The sequence below is a fragment of the Pseudomonas sp. Gutcm_11s genome, assembly GCF_028649395.1.
Taxonomy (GTDB): domain Bacteria; phylum Pseudomonadota; class Gammaproteobacteria; order Pseudomonadales; family Pseudomonadaceae; genus Aquipseudomonas.
In genome coordinates this window covers 72,983-87,126 of record NZ_JAQSUW010000012.1, presented here as the reverse complement: position 1 = coordinate 87,126, position 14,144 = coordinate 72,983, and the positions used below count along the sequence as shown (strand labels likewise).

The 14,144-nt window shown below is 65.8% G+C and carries 13 protein-coding genes; 1 reads left to right on the top strand and 12 read right to left on the bottom strand.

Translation table 11 applies throughout. The features are described from left to right. Positions 1-38 precede the first annotated feature (38 nt). The 12 genes from PTT45_RS09330 to PTT45_RS09275 form a co-directional block, all read right to left on the bottom strand. On the bottom strand, positions 39-1,334 hold the full coding sequence (locus PTT45_RS09330; protein WP_273812898.1) for an adenylosuccinate synthase: 1,296 nt from the start codon (positions 1,332-1,334) through the stop codon (positions 39-41). A 54-nt stretch (positions 1,335-1,388) separates the two neighbouring features. Next, positions 1,389-2,576 (bottom strand): ATP phosphoribosyltransferase regulatory subunit, encoded by a 1,188-nt coding sequence (locus tag PTT45_RS09325; protein ID WP_273812897.1) that lies wholly within the window; start codon positions 2,574-2,576, stop codon positions 1,389-1,391. Between the two features lie 35 nt (positions 2,577-2,611). After that, the gene (locus PTT45_RS09320; RefSeq protein ID WP_273813014.1) at positions 2,612-2,797 is read right to left on the bottom strand and encodes a DUF2065 domain-containing protein; all 186 of its coding nucleotides are present in this window, start codon (positions 2,795-2,797) and stop codon (positions 2,612-2,614) included. Positions 2,798-2,905: 108 nt separating this feature from the next. Then, positions 2,906-3,775: a protease modulator HflC gene (hflC, locus tag PTT45_RS09315; RefSeq protein WP_273812896.1), complete on the bottom strand. Its 870-nt coding sequence runs from the start codon at positions 3,773-3,775 to the stop codon at positions 2,906-2,908. Next, complete coding sequence (gene hflK, locus PTT45_RS09310) at positions 3,775-4,923, bottom strand: FtsH protease activity modulator HflK (protein ID WP_273812895.1); 1,149 nt, start codon at positions 4,921-4,923, stop codon at positions 3,775-3,777. Before hflK ends, hflC begins: the two co-directional genes overlap by 1 nt. Positions 4,924-5,018: 95 nt before the next feature. Next, positions 5,019-6,320 (bottom strand): ribosome rescue GTPase HflX, encoded by a 1,302-nt coding sequence (hflX, locus tag PTT45_RS09305; protein ID WP_273812894.1) that lies wholly within the window; start codon positions 6,318-6,320, stop codon positions 5,019-5,021. Between the two features lie 12 nt (positions 6,321-6,332). Beyond that, positions 6,333-6,587 (bottom strand): RNA chaperone Hfq, encoded by a 255-nt coding sequence (gene hfq / locus PTT45_RS09300; protein ID WP_021701802.1) that lies wholly within the window; start codon positions 6,585-6,587, stop codon positions 6,333-6,335. A gap of 99 nt (positions 6,588-6,686) precedes the next feature. Continuing rightward, on the bottom strand, positions 6,687-7,658 hold the full coding sequence (gene miaA / locus PTT45_RS09295; RefSeq protein WP_273812886.1) for a tRNA (adenosine(37)-N6)-dimethylallyltransferase MiaA: 972 nt from the start codon (positions 7,656-7,658) through the stop codon (positions 6,687-6,689). A 15-nt stretch (positions 7,659-7,673) separates the two neighbouring features. Then, entirely contained in the window at positions 7,674-9,554 is a 1,881-nt protein-coding gene (gene mutL / locus PTT45_RS09290) for a DNA mismatch repair endonuclease MutL (RefSeq protein ID WP_273812884.1), read from the bottom strand. Further along, positions 9,551-11,005: an N-acetylmuramoyl-L-alanine amidase gene (locus tag PTT45_RS09285; RefSeq protein ID WP_273812882.1), complete on the bottom strand. Its 1,455-nt coding sequence runs from the start codon at positions 11,003-11,005 to the stop codon at positions 9,551-9,553. Before PTT45_RS09285 ends, mutL begins: the two co-directional genes overlap by 4 nt. A gap of 16 nt (positions 11,006-11,021) precedes the next feature. Beyond that, positions 11,022-11,438 carry a tRNA (adenosine(37)-N6)-threonylcarbamoyltransferase complex ATPase subunit type 1 TsaE gene (gene tsaE / locus PTT45_RS09280; protein ID WP_273813013.1) on the bottom strand — a complete coding sequence of 139 codons (417 nt, stop codon included), beginning with the start codon at positions 11,436-11,438 and terminating at the stop codon, positions 11,022-11,024. 56 nt (positions 11,439-11,494) lie between these two features. Next, positions 11,495-12,991 (bottom strand): NAD(P)H-hydrate dehydratase, encoded by a 1,497-nt coding sequence (locus PTT45_RS09275; RefSeq protein ID WP_273812881.1) that lies wholly within the window; start codon positions 12,989-12,991, stop codon positions 11,495-11,497. 63 nt (positions 12,992-13,054) lie between these two features. Here PTT45_RS09275 and queG point away from each other — a divergent pair, with 63 nt between their 5' ends. Then, a complete protein-coding gene (gene queG / locus PTT45_RS09270; protein WP_273812880.1) occupies positions 13,055-14,128 on the top strand; it encodes a tRNA epoxyqueuosine(34) reductase QueG in 1,074 nt (357 codons plus the stop codon). Positions 14,129-14,144 lie beyond the last annotated feature (16 nt).

Here is a 14,144-nt window from a genome sequence, read left to right as displayed (position 1 = left end):
AAGGCCGCTTGCGCGGCCTTTTTTCATCGCTCAAGCGATCAGGCGAACGGGTGACGCAGCACGATGGTCTCGTTGCGGTCCGGGCCGGTGGAGATGATGTCGATCGGCGCACCGACCAGCTCTTCCACGCGCTTGATGTAGGCACGAGCGGCCGCCGGCAGCTCTTCCAGGCTCTTAGCGCCGACGGTGGAGTCGGTCCAGCCCGGCATGTCCTCATACACCGGCTGCAGGCCGATGTAGCTGTCGGCATCGGTCGGAGCGTCGGTCAGCAGGTTGCCGGCGGCATCTTTGTAACCGGTGCAGATGCGGATGGTTTCCAGGCCGTCGAGCACGTCCAGCTTGGTCAGGCACAGGCCGGAGATGCTGTTGATCTCGATGGCGCGGCGCAGGATCACGGCGTCGAACCAGCCGCAACGACGGGCACGACCGGTGGTGGAGCCGAACTCATGGCCCTTCTTGGCCAGGTAGGCGCCGGTCTCGTCGAACAGCTCGGTGGGGAACGGGCCGGAGCCGACACGGGTGGTGTAGGCCTTGGTGATACCGAGGATGTAGTCCAGGTACAGCGGGCCGAAACCGGAGCCGGTGGCGGTGCCGCCAGCGGTGGTGTTGGAGCTGGTGACGTACGGGTAGGTGCCGTGGTCGATGTCCAGCAGCGAGCCCTGGGCGCCTTCGAACATGATGTCCTTGTCGGCGCGGCGCAGGTCATGCAGCTCGGAGGTGACGTCGGTCATCATCGGGCGCAGCTGCTCGGCATAGGCCATGCACTCGTCCAGGGTGGCCTGGAAGTCGATCGCCGGCTCTTTGTAGTAATTGACCAGCACGAAATTGTGGTAGTCCAGCAGCTCGCCCAGCTTGGAGGCGAAGCGCTCGCGGTGGAACAGGTCACCGATGCGCAGGCCGCGACGAGCCACCTTGTCTTCATAGGCCGGGCCGATGCCACGACCGGTGGTACCGATCTTGGCGTCGCCACGAGCCTTCTCACGGGCCTGGTCGAGGGCCACGTGGTAGGACAGGATCAGCGGGCAGGACGGGCTGATGCGTAGGCGCTCGCGCACCGGTACGCCCTTCTCTTCCAGCTTGGTGATCTCGCGCATCAGGGCGTCGGGGGCGACGACCACACCGTTGCCGATCAGGCAGCGTACGCCTTCGCGCAGGATGCCGGACGGGATCAGGTGCAGCACGGTCTTCTCGCCGTCGATGACCAGGGTGTGGCCGGCGTTGTGGCCGCCCTGATAGCGCACTACCGCGGCGGCCTGCTCGGTCAGCAGGTCGACGATCTTGCCCTTGCCCTCATCACCCCACTGGGTGCCCAGGACCACGACATTCTTACCCATAACACTTGTCCTCTCTCGGAAGCTCGATGCCGGCCACGGCCGGCGGAAATCTCGTCAGGACGCCAGCGGCGCCACTTGCCAACGTCCATCGCGCAGCTGCAGCAGGCGATCACAACCCGCCTCGCTCGCCGCGCTCACATCCTGCCCGGGCAGAGCCTGGACCACGCGCACGCCCTCGCTGCGCAGGCGCTGCACGGCCTGCCACAGGTACAGGTCGTGATGATCTGGCGCCCAGACGCCAGCGGCCAGCGCCTCGACCTGCATGTCACCGAGGGTGACCAGGGTCTTCAGGTCGGTAGAGAAACCGGTGGCCGGACGCGCACGGCCGAAGTTGCCACCGACATCATCGTAGCGGCCACCCTGGGCGATGGACTGGCCGACGCCCGGTACGAAGGCGGCGAACACCACACCGGTGTGGTAGTGGTAGCCACGCAGCTCGCCGAGGTCGAAATACAGCGGCAGCTCGGGGTAACGCAACTCCAGCTGGTCGGCGATGGCCACCAGCTGGTCCAGTGCGGCATGCACCTCGGCCGGCGCCTCGACCAGGCAAGCCTGGGCCAGGTCCAGCACTTCACGACCGCCACACAGCTCGACCAATGCGCGCAGCATGCTGGCCAGGTGCGGTTGCAGTGATTCGGTGAGCGCGTCGACTTCATCGACGGCCTTGCGCTGCAGGGCGTCGAACAGCTGCTGCTCGGCCTCGCCGGACAGGCCGGCGGCGCGGGCCAAACCGCGATAGATGCCAACATGACCGAGGTCCATGTGCACATCAGGCACACCGGCCAGGGCCAGGGTGTCGAGCATCAGGCTGATGACTTCCACGTCGCTGGCCGGGCTGGCGTCGCCGTACAGCTCGGCGCCCAACTGGATCGGGCTGCGCGAGGTGGCCAGAGCACGCGGGTTGGCATGCAGCACGCTACCGGCGTAGCACAGGCGGCTCGGGCCTTCGCGACGCAGGGTATGCGCATCCATCCGCGCCACCTGCGGGGTGATGTCGGCACGGAAACCCATCTGCCGACCCGACAGCGGATCGGTCACCTTGAAGGTGCGCAGATCCAGGTCCTGGCCGGCACCGGTGAGCAGGGATTCCAAATATTCGATGTGCGGGGTTACGACGAACTCGTAGCCCCAACGCTGGAAGAGATCCAGGACCTGGCGGCGTGCCGCCTCGATCAGTGCCGCTTCCGGCGGCAGTACTTCTTCGATGCCATCTGGCAGGAGCCAGCGGTCTACCGTTGCCATTTCGCCATTCCCCTCTCGGTACGGGCGGCAAGCCTTCAGTGAAGCAGATACAGGAGGGTGGTCCCCAGCAGCATGCTGGCCAGCCCCATGATGCGCAGCTGACGGTCAGGCAGCTGTATCAGCTGCGAGATCGCTCCGCGCCAACGTCGCGGATAGAGGAAGGGCAGGATGCCTTCCAGCACCAACATCAGACAAAAGGCGATGCCAAGTTCCTGCCACATGATTCCCAGACGCAAAAAAGCCGGGATTTTTCCCGGCTGACCCATGATAACACGTTTTCCCCGGAGGTCACCCCGACGCGGCCGAACGGCCACGCCGGAGTGGCTGCATCAGGGCTTGGGCTGCTGCAGATAGCGGAAGAACTCGCTATCCGGATCCAGCACCAGCACATCGCTCTTGCTCGAGAAGCTGTCGCGGTAGGCACCCAGGCTACGGTAGAACGAGTAGAACTCGGCGTCCTGACCATAAGCGGCTGCGTAGATGGCGGCCGACTTGGCGTCGCCATCACCGCGGATCTCCTCGGCCTCGCGATACGCCTCGGCGAGGATCACACGCTTCTGCCGGTCGGCATCGGCGCGAATACCTTCGGCCAGCTCGCGGCCCTTGGCGCGGTGCTCGCGGGCCTCACGCTCACGCTCCGAACTCATGCGATCGAACACGCTGCGGTAGACCTCTTTCGGCAGGTCGATGGCCTTGACGCGAACGTCCACCACCTCGATGCCGAGTTCCTTCTGCGCCATGGTGTTCAGCGACTTGGTGATGGCAGCCATCAGCGCATCACGCTCGCCGGACACCACCTCGTGCAGGGTGCGGGTACCAAACTGGTTGGCCAGGGCGGTAATCAGACGCTGGGACAGACGGTCGTCGGCGATCTGGCGAATGCCCGAAGTAGCGGTGTAGTAACGCTGGGCGTCAGCCACCTTCCACTTGGCGTAGGCATCGACCATCACCGCCTTCTTCTCCAGGGTCAGCACGCGCTGGATCGGCGATTCCAGAGTCAGCAGGCGCGCGTCGAACTTGCGAACCTGGTTCATCACCGGAATCTTCACGTGCAAGCCAGGCTCAACGTTCGGGTTCTGGATCTTACCGAAGCGCAGCAGGACAGCCCTTTCGGTCTGGGTGACGATGTACAGGCTGTTCCAGGCCAGCACCGCGACGATTACCCCGGCGATCAGGGCAAACAGCGATTTATTGCTCATCAGCGGCTCTCCCTAGAACGCAGGTCGCCACGCTCGACGTTGTTGATGCTGCGGGCAGCGGAGTCGCCGCTGGCGCTCGGAATGCTCGCCGCGTTGCTACCGCCGTTGCCGCGACTGTCGATCATCTTGTCCAGCGGCAGGTACAGCAGGTTGTTCTGCCCTTCCTTGCCGGTCACCAGGACCTTGCTAGTACTGCTGAAGACCTGTTGCATGGTGTCCAGATACAGACGCTGGCGAGTTACCTCGGGCGCCTTGCGGTACTCGGCCACCAGCTTGGTGAAGCGATCCGCCTCACCCTGAGAGCGAGCGACCACTTCGTCGCGGTAGCCATTGGCATCTTCGATGATGCGCTGGGCCTGACCGCGGGCTTCCGGCACCACGCCATTGGCGTAGGTCTCGGCCTGGTTCTTCTCGCGCTGCTCGTCTTCACGGGCACGAATCACGTCATCGAAGGCATCCTTGACCTCGGCCGGAGCCGTGGCGCGCTGGATGTTGACCTGGGTGACAGTGATGCCGGTACCGTAATCGTTGAGGAAGCTCTGCAGGCGCTTGCTCACCTCCAGACCCATCTGTTCACGACCGAGGGTGATTACCTCGTCCATCGAAGTGGAACCGGCGACATGGCGCAGGGCACTCTCGGTGGCGTGCTGCAGGCTGACCTCAGGTGCATCGACGTTGAGCACGAAGTCCTTGAGGTTGCTGATCTTGTACTGCACGGTGAGCGGCACTTCGACGATGTTCTCGTCTTCGGTGAGCATCTGCCCTTCCTTGGAGAAGGAGCGCTCGCGAGTGACGTTCTCCTGGAACTTCTTCTCGAGCGGCGGGAAATAGATGTTCAGACCCTGCTCGACGGTTCTGTCGTACTTGCCGAGTTGCAGGATCACCGCCTGCTCCTGGGCATCGACGATGTAGATCGCGTTCCACAGCCAGACTGCGAACAGCAGTGCCACGCCGATGCCGAGCAAACCCCAGCCACCGCCCTGGCTTCCGCCATCACGTTTCTTACCGCCACCGAAGATGCCGTTCAGGCTCTCCTGCAGCTTGCGGAAGGCTTCGTCGAGGTCAGGCGGGCCCTGGCGTCCACCGCCTTTGCGGCCGCCCCAGGGATCCTGGTTGTTCGAGTTGCCACCCGGCTCATTCCAAGCCATAGCGCTCTCCATCTGATAAAGCAAAGACGCGCCCACGGCGCGCCGCCCATGCTACCGAAAGCGCCCGAGCCGCCGCAAAAAGCACGGCTCAGGCTTTATTGCAAAGTGTGTTGCTCAAGAAAGTCCTGCGGCGCCAACCCTTCGCGACTGACCAGCCGGTTGAGCTCGGCGCGCGGCAGACGAATGGCAAGCAGGGTATCCCCGGCTTCATCGTGCGCCTCGTTCTGCACCGCGTTGAGGGCGAAGAACTGTGCACGCAAGCGCCCAAGGCGCTGCGGCAGACGCAGGGTACCGACAAACATGTCCTCGCCGAGCAACTCGGCCACCGCCTGGCGCAACAGCTCCAGGCCCCGACCATCGCGGGCGGACAGCCACACCCGCTCGGGCTTGCCGTCACCGTCGCGCTGGATCTGCGGCTCGACGCCTTCGACCAGATCGATCTTGTTGTACACCTCGAGCATCGGCAACTCGTTGGCACCGATCTCACCGAGCACCGCCATGACCTGCTCGATCTGCTGGTCGCGCTCCGGCTCGTGCGAGTCGATCACGTGCAGCAACAGATCGGAATTGCTCGACTCTTCCAGAGTGGCACGGAACGCCTCCACCAGCTTGTGCGGCAGATGACGAATGAAGCCCACGGTATCGGCCAGCACCACCGGCCCCAGATCGTCCAGCTCCAGGCGACGCAGGGTCGGATCGAGGGTGGCGAACAGCTGGTCGGCCGCGTAGACCTCGGAAGTGGTCAGGGCGTTGAACAGGGTAGATTTGCCGGCGTTGGTGTAGCCGACCAGGGAAACCGAGGGGATATCCGCACGACGGCGGCCGCGACGGGCCTGCTCGCGCTGGCTACGGACCTTCTCCAGCTTCTGCTTGATCTGGCGAATACGCACACGCAGCAGGCGGCGGTCGGTTTCCAGCTGGGTTTCACCCGGGCCGCGCAGGCCGATACCGCCCTTCTGCCGCTCGAGGTGGGTCCAGCCACGCACCAGGCGCGTGCTCATGTGGTCCAGCTGAGCGAGTTCGACCTGCAGCTTGCCTTCGTGGGTACGGGCACGCTGGGCGAAGATATCGAGAATCAGGCCGGTACGATCAAGCACGCGACACTCGAAGACGCGCTCGAGGTTGCGCTCCTGACTGGGCGTGAGGGTATGGTTGAAGATGACCAGTTCGGCTTCGGCTTCCTTGACCAGGTCGCGTAACTCTTCGACCTTGCCGCTACCGATCAGGAACTTGGCCGTGGGCATGTGGCGAGACACGGTGACCAAAGCCACCGTGTCCGCACCGGCCGACAGGGCCAGATCCTGGAATTCCTGCGGATCTTCGGCCGCCTCGGGGTTACTGCCTTCCAGGTGAACGAGGATCGCTCGCTCACCGCCGCCGTGACGCTCGAAGAACAAGTCAGGCTCCTATCAGGCGTTGCCCGGCTCGACCTGCTCGCCTTCGGTCGCACTCGGCAGGCGCACTGGGCGGCTCGGCACCACGGTGGAAATGGCGTGCTTGTAGACCATCTGGCTGACAGTGTTTTTCAGCAAAATCACGAACTGGTCGAAGGATTCGATCTGTCCTTGCAGCTTGATACCGTTAACCAGATAGATGGAAACCGGTACGCGTTCCTTACGCAGGGTATTCAGGTAAGGGTCTTGTAGCGAATGCCCTTTTGACATGTGCCGCACTCCTTCAGGGTCAAATAGTAGTAACGCCAATATGGCTTTATGCCGTAACAACCTTTCAAGCAAGGATAGACGGCGAATAGGCGGGTCTCATCACAATATGGAGACCGCCTCCAGGTATTTCAAGGCACGAGGTAGATTGTCACTCGCCAGGCTATCCAGCCAGTGCAGACTTTCCCAGCTGCGCAGCCAGGTGAACTGGCGCTTGGCCAACTGACGCGTGGCGATAATGCCGCGCTCCGCCATTTCCTCGCGGCTCAGGCGACCTTCCAGGTAATCCCATACCTGGCGATAGCCCACTGCGCGGATCGATGGCAGCCCCGCATGCAGGTCACCCCGCATACGCAACGCTTCGACCTCTTCGACAAAGCCCTGTTCCAACATCAGGTGAAATCGGCGAGCGATCCGCTCGTGCAGGACCTGACGCTGCTCGGGGGCGATGGCAAATTGCGCCACAGTATAAGGCAAATGCCCCGCGCCAGGCGCCTCCGAGCCGCTATTTTGAGCCGTTTGGCGCTTGCGATGCTCGGTCATGCTCAGACCGCTGACACGCTGCACTTCGAGCGCCCGGGTCAGGCGCTGCGGATCGTTGGGATGAATGCGCGCCGCCGACTCAGGATCGACGCGCGCCAGCTCGCGATGCAGCGCCTCCCAGCCCTCCGCCGCCGCCCAGACTTCCAGTTCGGCACGCACCGCTGGATCGGCACTGGGCATATCTGCCAGCCCTTCCAGCAATGCCTTGTAATAAAGCATGGTGCCGCCGACCAGCAGGGGAATGCGGCCGCGAGAGGTGATCTCAGCCATGGCCGCCAGGGCATCGGCGCGGAACTCTGCCGCCGAATAGCTCTCGGCCGGGTCTCGGATATCCACCAGACGGTGTGGATAACGCGCCAGCGTGGCCTTGTCCGGCTTGGCCGTACCGATGTCCATGCCGCGATAGATCAGCGCCGAGTCGACACTGATCAGCTCGCAGGGCAGCGCATCGGCCAGCGCCAGCGCTAGGTCGGTCTTACCGGAAGCAGTGGGCCCCATCAGGAAGATGGCGGGAGGCAGGCGATCGCTCATGATGGAATCGCGACCTCAGCGCCCGCGCAGGAACAGCTTGTCCAGATCGTCCATGCCGAGCTGGGTCCAGGTCGGACGGCCGTGGTTGCACTGGCCACTGCGTTCGGTGTGTTCCATATCGCGCAGCAGGGCGTTCATCTCCGGCAGGGTCAGGCGCCGGTTGGCGCGTACCGCGCCGTGACAGGCCATGGTCGCCAGCAGTTCGTTGAGATGGGCCTGGATGCGGTCGCTGGTACCGTACTCCAACAGGTCGGCGAGCACGTCGCGCACCAACTGCGTGGCCTCTGCCTGCTTGAGCAGGGCCGGGATCTGGCGGATCGCCAGGCTCTCCTCGCCCAGACGCTGCAGCTCGAAGCCCAGGCGCTGGAACCACTGAGCATGTTCCTCAGCACAATCGGCCTCGCGCTGGCTCAGGGCGATGGACTCGGGCACCAGCAGCGGCTGGCCGCGCAGGCCTTCGCTGGCCATGGCGGTCTTGAGCCGCTCGTAAGTGATGCGCTCATGAGCCGCGTGCATGTCCACCAGCACCATGCCCTGGGCATTCTCGGCGAGGATGTACACACCCTTGAGCTGCGCCAGGGCATAGCCCAGCGGCGGGATATCGCCCTGGGTCTGCGGTAATCCGGCCGGAGCAGGCGACTCGGGCAACGGCGAAAAGTACTCGCGATAGGCGCCCTGAGCCTCCGCCTGAGGAATCGCGGATTGCGGGCGGGGTGCCTGGTAACCGGCGCCAGGCGAACTCCAGACCGATCCCTGGGTCACCGGCTGCTCCAGCACCTGGGCCGCCAGGCCCATCTCTGCCTGCGGGCCGAACTCGCCAGCCGCCAGCCCCGTCGGGCGGACGATCTGCCCCACCGCCGCCGGCGCCGCCAACTGGTCTTCCGGCCTTACCTCACCAAGCGCCCGGTGCAGGGTGCCATAGAGGAAGTCGTGGACCATGCGGCTGTCGCGGAAGCGCACCTCGTGCTTGGTCGGGTGCACGTTGACATCGACCACGCCCGGATCGATCTCGAGGAACAGCACGAAGGTCGGGTGACGACCGTTGAACAGCACGTCGCGGTAGGCCTGGCGCACGGCGTGGGCGACCAGTTTGTCGCGCACCATGCGGCCGTTGACGTAGAAATACTGCAGGTCCGCCTGGCTGCGCGAGAAGGTCGGCAGACCGACCCAACCCCACAGGCGCAGGCCGCTGCGCTCCACCTCGATCGGCAGGGCCTGTTCGAGGAAGGCCGGACCGCAGACGCTGGCCACACGGCGCGCGCGACTGATGGCGTCCGGCGCTTCGTGCAGGGCGAACACCGTCTTGCCGTTGTGGCGCAGGTGGAAGGCCACGTCGAAGCGCGCCAGGGCCAAGCGCTTGATGACTTCCTGCAGGTGATCGAATTCGGTCTTCTCGGCGCGCAGGAACTTGCGGCGCGCCGGGGTATTGAAGAACAGGTCGCGCACCTCCACCGAGGTGCCGACCGGGTGCGCCGCGGGCTGCACCCGGGCCTCCATGTCGCGACCCTCGGTCTCCACCTGCCAGGCCTGTTCGGCATCGGCGGTGCGCGAGGTCATGGTCAGGCGCGCGACGGAGCTGATCGAGGCCAGCGCCTCGCCACGGAAACCGAGGCTGGCCACCGCTTCCAGGTCTTCCAGCTCGCGGATCTTGCTGGTGGCGTGGCGGGCCAGGGCCAGCGGCAGGTCGTCGGCGGCAATACCGCCGCCGTCGTCGCGGATGCGCAGCAGCTTGATGCCACCCTGCTCGACCTCGACGTCGACGCGGCGGGCGCCGGCGTCCAGGCTGTTCTCCAGCAGTTCCTTGGCCACCGAGGCCGGGCGCTCGACCACCTCACCGGCGGCGATCTGGTTGGCCAGCCGCGGACTCAGCAACTGGATGCGACGCGCCTCACTCATGGCTGCGCCGCCAGGGCGGTCGCCGGAATGCTCAGGGTCTGGCCGACCTTGATGGTGTCGCTCTTCAGCGAGTTGGCGCTGCGCAGCGCGGACAGGCTGACCTGGTAGCGCTGGGCGATCAGCGCCAGGCTCTCGCCGGAGGTGACCACGTGCTCGCGTGGGCCGGCGGCGATCTTGCCGGAGTCACGCAGCATGGCGATGTAGGTGCCGGGCGGCGGATTCTGCTGGAAGAACTGCCGCACGCCGGAGGTGATCGAGCGCGCCAGGGCCTGCTGGTGGCCGAGGGTGGACAGCTTCTGCGCCTCGTTGGGGTTGGAGATGAAACCGGTCTCCACCAGGATCGAGGGGATGTCCGGCGACTTCAGCACCATGAAACCGGCCTGCTCGACGCGGCGTTTGTGCAACGGGGTGATGTGGCCCATGTTGCTCAGCACCTTCTGCCCGACGTTGAGGCTGGACGACAGCGAGGCGGTCATCGACAGGTCGAGCAGCACGCCGGCGAGCATGCGGTCCTTGTCATCCAGGCTGACGTTGCCGGCACCACCGATCAGGTCGGACTGGTTCTCGGCGTCGGCCAGCCAGCGCGCGGTCTCGGAAGTCGCGCCACGCTCGGACAGGGCGTACACCGAGGCGCCAAAGGCGGCGGCACGCGGTGCGGCGTCGGCGTGGATGGAGACGAACAGGTCGGCGCCCTTCTTGCGGGCGATCTCGGTGCGTTTGCGCAGCGGGATGAAGTAATCGCCGGTCCGCACCAACTCGCCGCGGAAGCCCTTTTCGGCATTGATCTGGCGCTGCAGCTCCCTGGCAATGGCCAGGGTCACGTTCTTCTCGAAGATCTTGCGGCCAGGGCCGAGGGCACCCGGGTCCTCGCCGCCGTGACCGGCGTCGATGGCGACCACGATGTCGCGTTTGCCGCCCGGTACTGGCGGCAGCTTGGCTGGCGCAGTGCCGGGGGCGGCAATCACCGGTACCGGCGGCGTAGTACCGACAGGCGGCTGAGTGACCTGCGGAGCCTGGGGCGCGCCCGGCGCGGCGGATTCCTGGTCGAACAGATCGACTACCAGGCGGTGGCCATACTGCTGGTTGGGTGCCAGGGTGAAGCTCTTCGGCGTGACCACGGCGGACAGGTCGAGGACCAGGCGCAGGTCGGTCGGCGAGCGCTGCGCGGCGCGCACGCCGGTGATCGGTGTGTTGCTCAGCGACAGCTGATCCAGCTTGGTAGACAGCTGGGCGCCGTTGACGTCGATGACGATGCGATTGGGCGCAGCCAGGGTGAACACGCTGTGCTGCACCGGCCCGGACAGGTCGAAGACCAGGCGCGTGTTATCCGGAGCACGCCACAGGCGCACACTGCGGATTTCCGTGGCGGCGGCCAACACGTCGGCGCCCAAGGTCGCCAACAATAGCCCCACACCACCCAACAGCGCCCGCATGCGCATAGCCTTCCCCATCTTCTTTCTTAAACTCTTATAAGGCAGCACACCACGCCTCGGCCCGCGCGCCATGTGGCTGCAACTGCAGCGCGCGACCGACTCCTTGCGGGCTAATGGTAATGTCCAGGTCCGCCTTTGGCAAAACGCCGGCGCCGCGCTGCGGCCACTCGATCAGACACAGGGCGTCACCCTCGAAGTAGTCGCGGATGCCGAGGAACTCCAGCTCCTCCGGATCGGCCAGGCGGTACAGGTCGAAGTGGAACACGCGCACCTCGCCCAACTCGTAGGGCTCGACCAGGGTGAAGGTCGGACTCTTCACCGCGCCGACATGCCCCAGACCACGCAGAATGCCGCGCGACAGGGTGGTTTTGCCGGCGCCCAGGTCACCGTGCAGGTAGATCACCCCGCGACCGCCGGTCGCCTGGGCGATGCGCACACCCAGTGCATACATGGCGTCTTCGCCTTCGGCATAGAGGGTTACTTCAGGCGGGGTCGCCTTCGACGGGGTTACCTGAGACACGGTGCATGCTCCTGTAATAGCTGACGAATGGCCGGAATCAGATCGCTGGCTGCCAACCCGCGGCCCAGAGCGCCCTCACGCTGACCGGCACCCGCATGCAGCCAAACGCCTAGCGCAGCAGCATCGAAGGCATCCAGGCCCTGGGCGCGCAAGGCACCGATCAGGCCGGCGAGCACGTCGCCGAGGCCGGCGGTAGCCATGGCTGGATGGCCGAGGTCGCACAGCAGCAGGCGGCCATCCGGCGCAGCCACCAGGCTACCGGCGCCCTTGAGCACCACCACCGCCTGGTATTTACGCGCCAGCGCCAGGGCCGCTGCTGGGCGGTCGGCTTGCACCTCTGCGGTGGCGATGCCGAGCAAACGTGCGGCTTCGCCCGGGTGCGGGGTGATCACGCTGTCACCAGGCAACTCGACGATACCCGCCGCCAGCAGGTTGAGTGCATCGGCGTCCCATACCTGCGGCCGCCCACTGGCCAGCGCCACGCTCAGCAGGCTGCGCCCCCAGCTTCGCTGGCCGAGACCAGGCCCCGCCACCAGCACATCGGCGTGCTCGCACAGGCCGGGTAGTTGATAAGTGGATTCGGTGGGCTGGCACATCACCTCAGGCAGGCGCGCCAGGCTGGCGCCCAGGTGTTCCGGGCGCGTCGCCAGCGACACCAGGCCCGCACCGGCGCGCAGAGCGCTCTCTGCACTGAGCAGCGCCGCGCCACCGAAGCCACGGTCGCCGCCGATCACCAGCACATGGCCGAAGCTGCCCTTGTGCGCAGTACGCGCGCGCGGCGCCAGTTGCGGCACGGCAGCACCAGCCAGGCGCTGGACCTGGCAAGGCTGCTGCGCGACCACGACTGGATCAGCCTGCAGGTCATCGAACACCAGCTCGCCGACCCAGTCCGGCGCATCTCCGGTGAACAATCCGAGCTTCAGACCAATGAAGGTCACGGTGACGTCGGCGCGCACCGCCAGCTCGGCGACGCAACCGGTGTCGGCGCTCACGCCAGTGGGGATATCTACCGCCAGCACCGGCAGGCCAGATGCGTTGATTGCCTCGACGGCGGCGGCATAGGCAGGGCGCAACTGGCCCTGCAATCCGGTGCCGAGCAGCGCATCGACCAGCACGCCGCGCAGTTCGGCATCCTCGCTCCAGGCCTCGACGGCCACGCCAGCCGCCAGGGCTGCCGCGTATGCGCTGGCGGCATCGCCTTTCAGCTGTTCCGGCGCGCCGACCGCCAGCACGCGCACTGCCCAGCCGGCCTTGTGCGCCAGCTCGGCGACCAGGTAGCCGTCGCCAGCGTTATTGCCGGCGCCGGCCAGCACCGTGAGCACACCAGCCTGCGGCCAGCGCTGGCGCAGCGCGCGCCAGGCGGCATGGGCGGCGCGCTGCATCAGCTCGAAGCCAGGCATGCCGGCGGCGATCAGTCGGGCATCCAGTTCGCGCACCTGAGCGGCGCTATATAGAGGAAGGGGCAGGTCGTGATTGGCGGGCATGTTCGGCGATTCGAGCGAGGTCTGGCAGAATTATACCCATCTCCCCTGCCCTGCCGTCCCGTCATGCCCGATTCGAACCTCGACCTCGCTCAACTGGCACAGTCCATCAAGGACTGGGGGCGCGAGCTGGGCTTCCAGCAGGTCGGCATCGCCGACGTGGAGCTGGGCGAGCACGAACAACATCTGCAGCGCTGGCTGGATGCCGGCTACCAGGGCGAGATGGACTACATGGCCGCCCATGGCAGCAAGCGCTCGCACCCCGACGAACTGGTGCCCGGCACCCTGCGCGTGGTGTCGCTGCGCATGGACTACCTGCCCGGCGACACGCAGATGGCCCAGCGCCTGGCCGAGCCGGAGAGCGCCTATGTGTCGCGCTACGCACTGGGCCGCGACTACCACAAGCTGGTGCGCAAACGCCTGCAGCAGCTGGCCGAACGCATCCAGGCGGCCATCGGCCCATTCGGCCATCGCGCCTTCGTCGACAGCGCACCAGTGCTGGAGAAGGCCATTGCGGAAAAAGCCGGGCTCGGCTGGATCGGCAAGAACACCCTGGTACTCAACCGCAAGGCCGGCAGCTGGTTCTTCCTCGGCGAGCTGTTCGTCGACATCCCCCTGCCGGTAGACCAGCCACATGCAACCGAGCACTGCGGGCGCTGCAGCGCCTGCCTGGACATCTGCCCGACCAACGCCTTCGTCGGCCCCTATGTGCTGGACGCGCGGCGCTGCATCTCCTACCTGACCATCGAACTCAAGGGCCCGATTCCCGAGGAGCTGCGCGCACCGATCGGCAACCGCGTATTCGGCTGTGACGACTGCCAGATCGTCTGCCCGTGGAACCGCTTCGCCCGCCCCACCGAGCAGGGTGATTTCCAGCCGCGTCACGGCCTGGACAGCGGCGGCCTGGTCGAGCTGTTCCTGTGGAGCGAAGAAGAGTTCCTGAGCCGCACCGAGGGCTCGCCGCTGCGCCGCGCCGGCTACGAACGCTGGTTGCGCAACCTGGCCGTGGGCCTGGGCAACGCGCCGCCGACCATTCCGGTGCTGCAAGCGCTGGAGGCGCGCCGCGACTACCCATCGGAGCTGGTACGCGAGCACGTGGCCTGGGCGCTAGCCCGGCAGCATGAAAAAGGCCCGCACTAGGCGGGCCTTTTCGTTC

Excerpts from the sequence above, each read along its gene's own strand:
- PTT45_RS09330 (WP_273812898.1), bottom strand. The coding sequence starts at position 1,334 with ATGGGTAAGAATGTCGTGGTCCTGGGCACCCAGTGGGGTGATGAGGGC.
- hflK (WP_273812895.1), bottom strand. The coding sequence starts at position 4,923 with ATGGCTTGGAATGAGCCGGGTGGCAACTCGAACAACCAGGATCCCTGG.
- PTT45_RS09325 (WP_273812897.1), bottom strand. The coding sequence starts at position 2,576 with ATGGCAACGGTAGACCGCTGGCTCCTGCCAGATGGCATCGAAGAAGTA.
- queG (WP_273812880.1), top strand. The coding sequence starts at position 13,055 with ATGCCCGATTCGAACCTCGACCTCGCTCAACTGGCACAGTCCATCAAG.
- PTT45_RS09320 (WP_273813014.1), bottom strand. The coding sequence starts at position 2,797 with ATGTGGCAGGAACTTGGCATCGCCTTTTGTCTGATGTTGGTGCTGGAA.
- PTT45_RS09275 (WP_273812881.1), bottom strand. The coding sequence starts at position 12,991 with ATGCCCGCCAATCACGACCTGCCCCTTCCTCTATATAGCGCCGCTCAG.
- miaA (WP_273812886.1), bottom strand. The coding sequence starts at position 7,658 with ATGAGCGATCGCCTGCCTCCCGCCATCTTCCTGATGGGGCCCACTGCT.
- tsaE (WP_273813013.1), bottom strand. The coding sequence starts at position 11,438 with ATGTATGCACTGGGTGTGCGCATCGCCCAGGCGACCGGCGGTCGCGGG.
- hflC (WP_273812896.1), bottom strand. The coding sequence starts at position 3,775 with ATGAGCAATAAATCGCTGTTTGCCCTGATCGCCGGGGTAATCGTCGCG.
- hfq (WP_021701802.1), bottom strand. The coding sequence starts at position 6,587 with ATGTCAAAAGGGCATTCGCTACAAGACCCTTACCTGAATACCCTGCGT.
- PTT45_RS09285 (WP_273812882.1), bottom strand. The coding sequence starts at position 11,005 with ATGGGGAAGGCTATGCGCATGCGGGCGCTGTTGGGTGGTGTGGGGCTA.
- mutL (WP_273812884.1), bottom strand. The coding sequence starts at position 9,554 with ATGAGTGAGGCGCGTCGCATCCAGTTGCTGAGTCCGCGGCTGGCCAAC.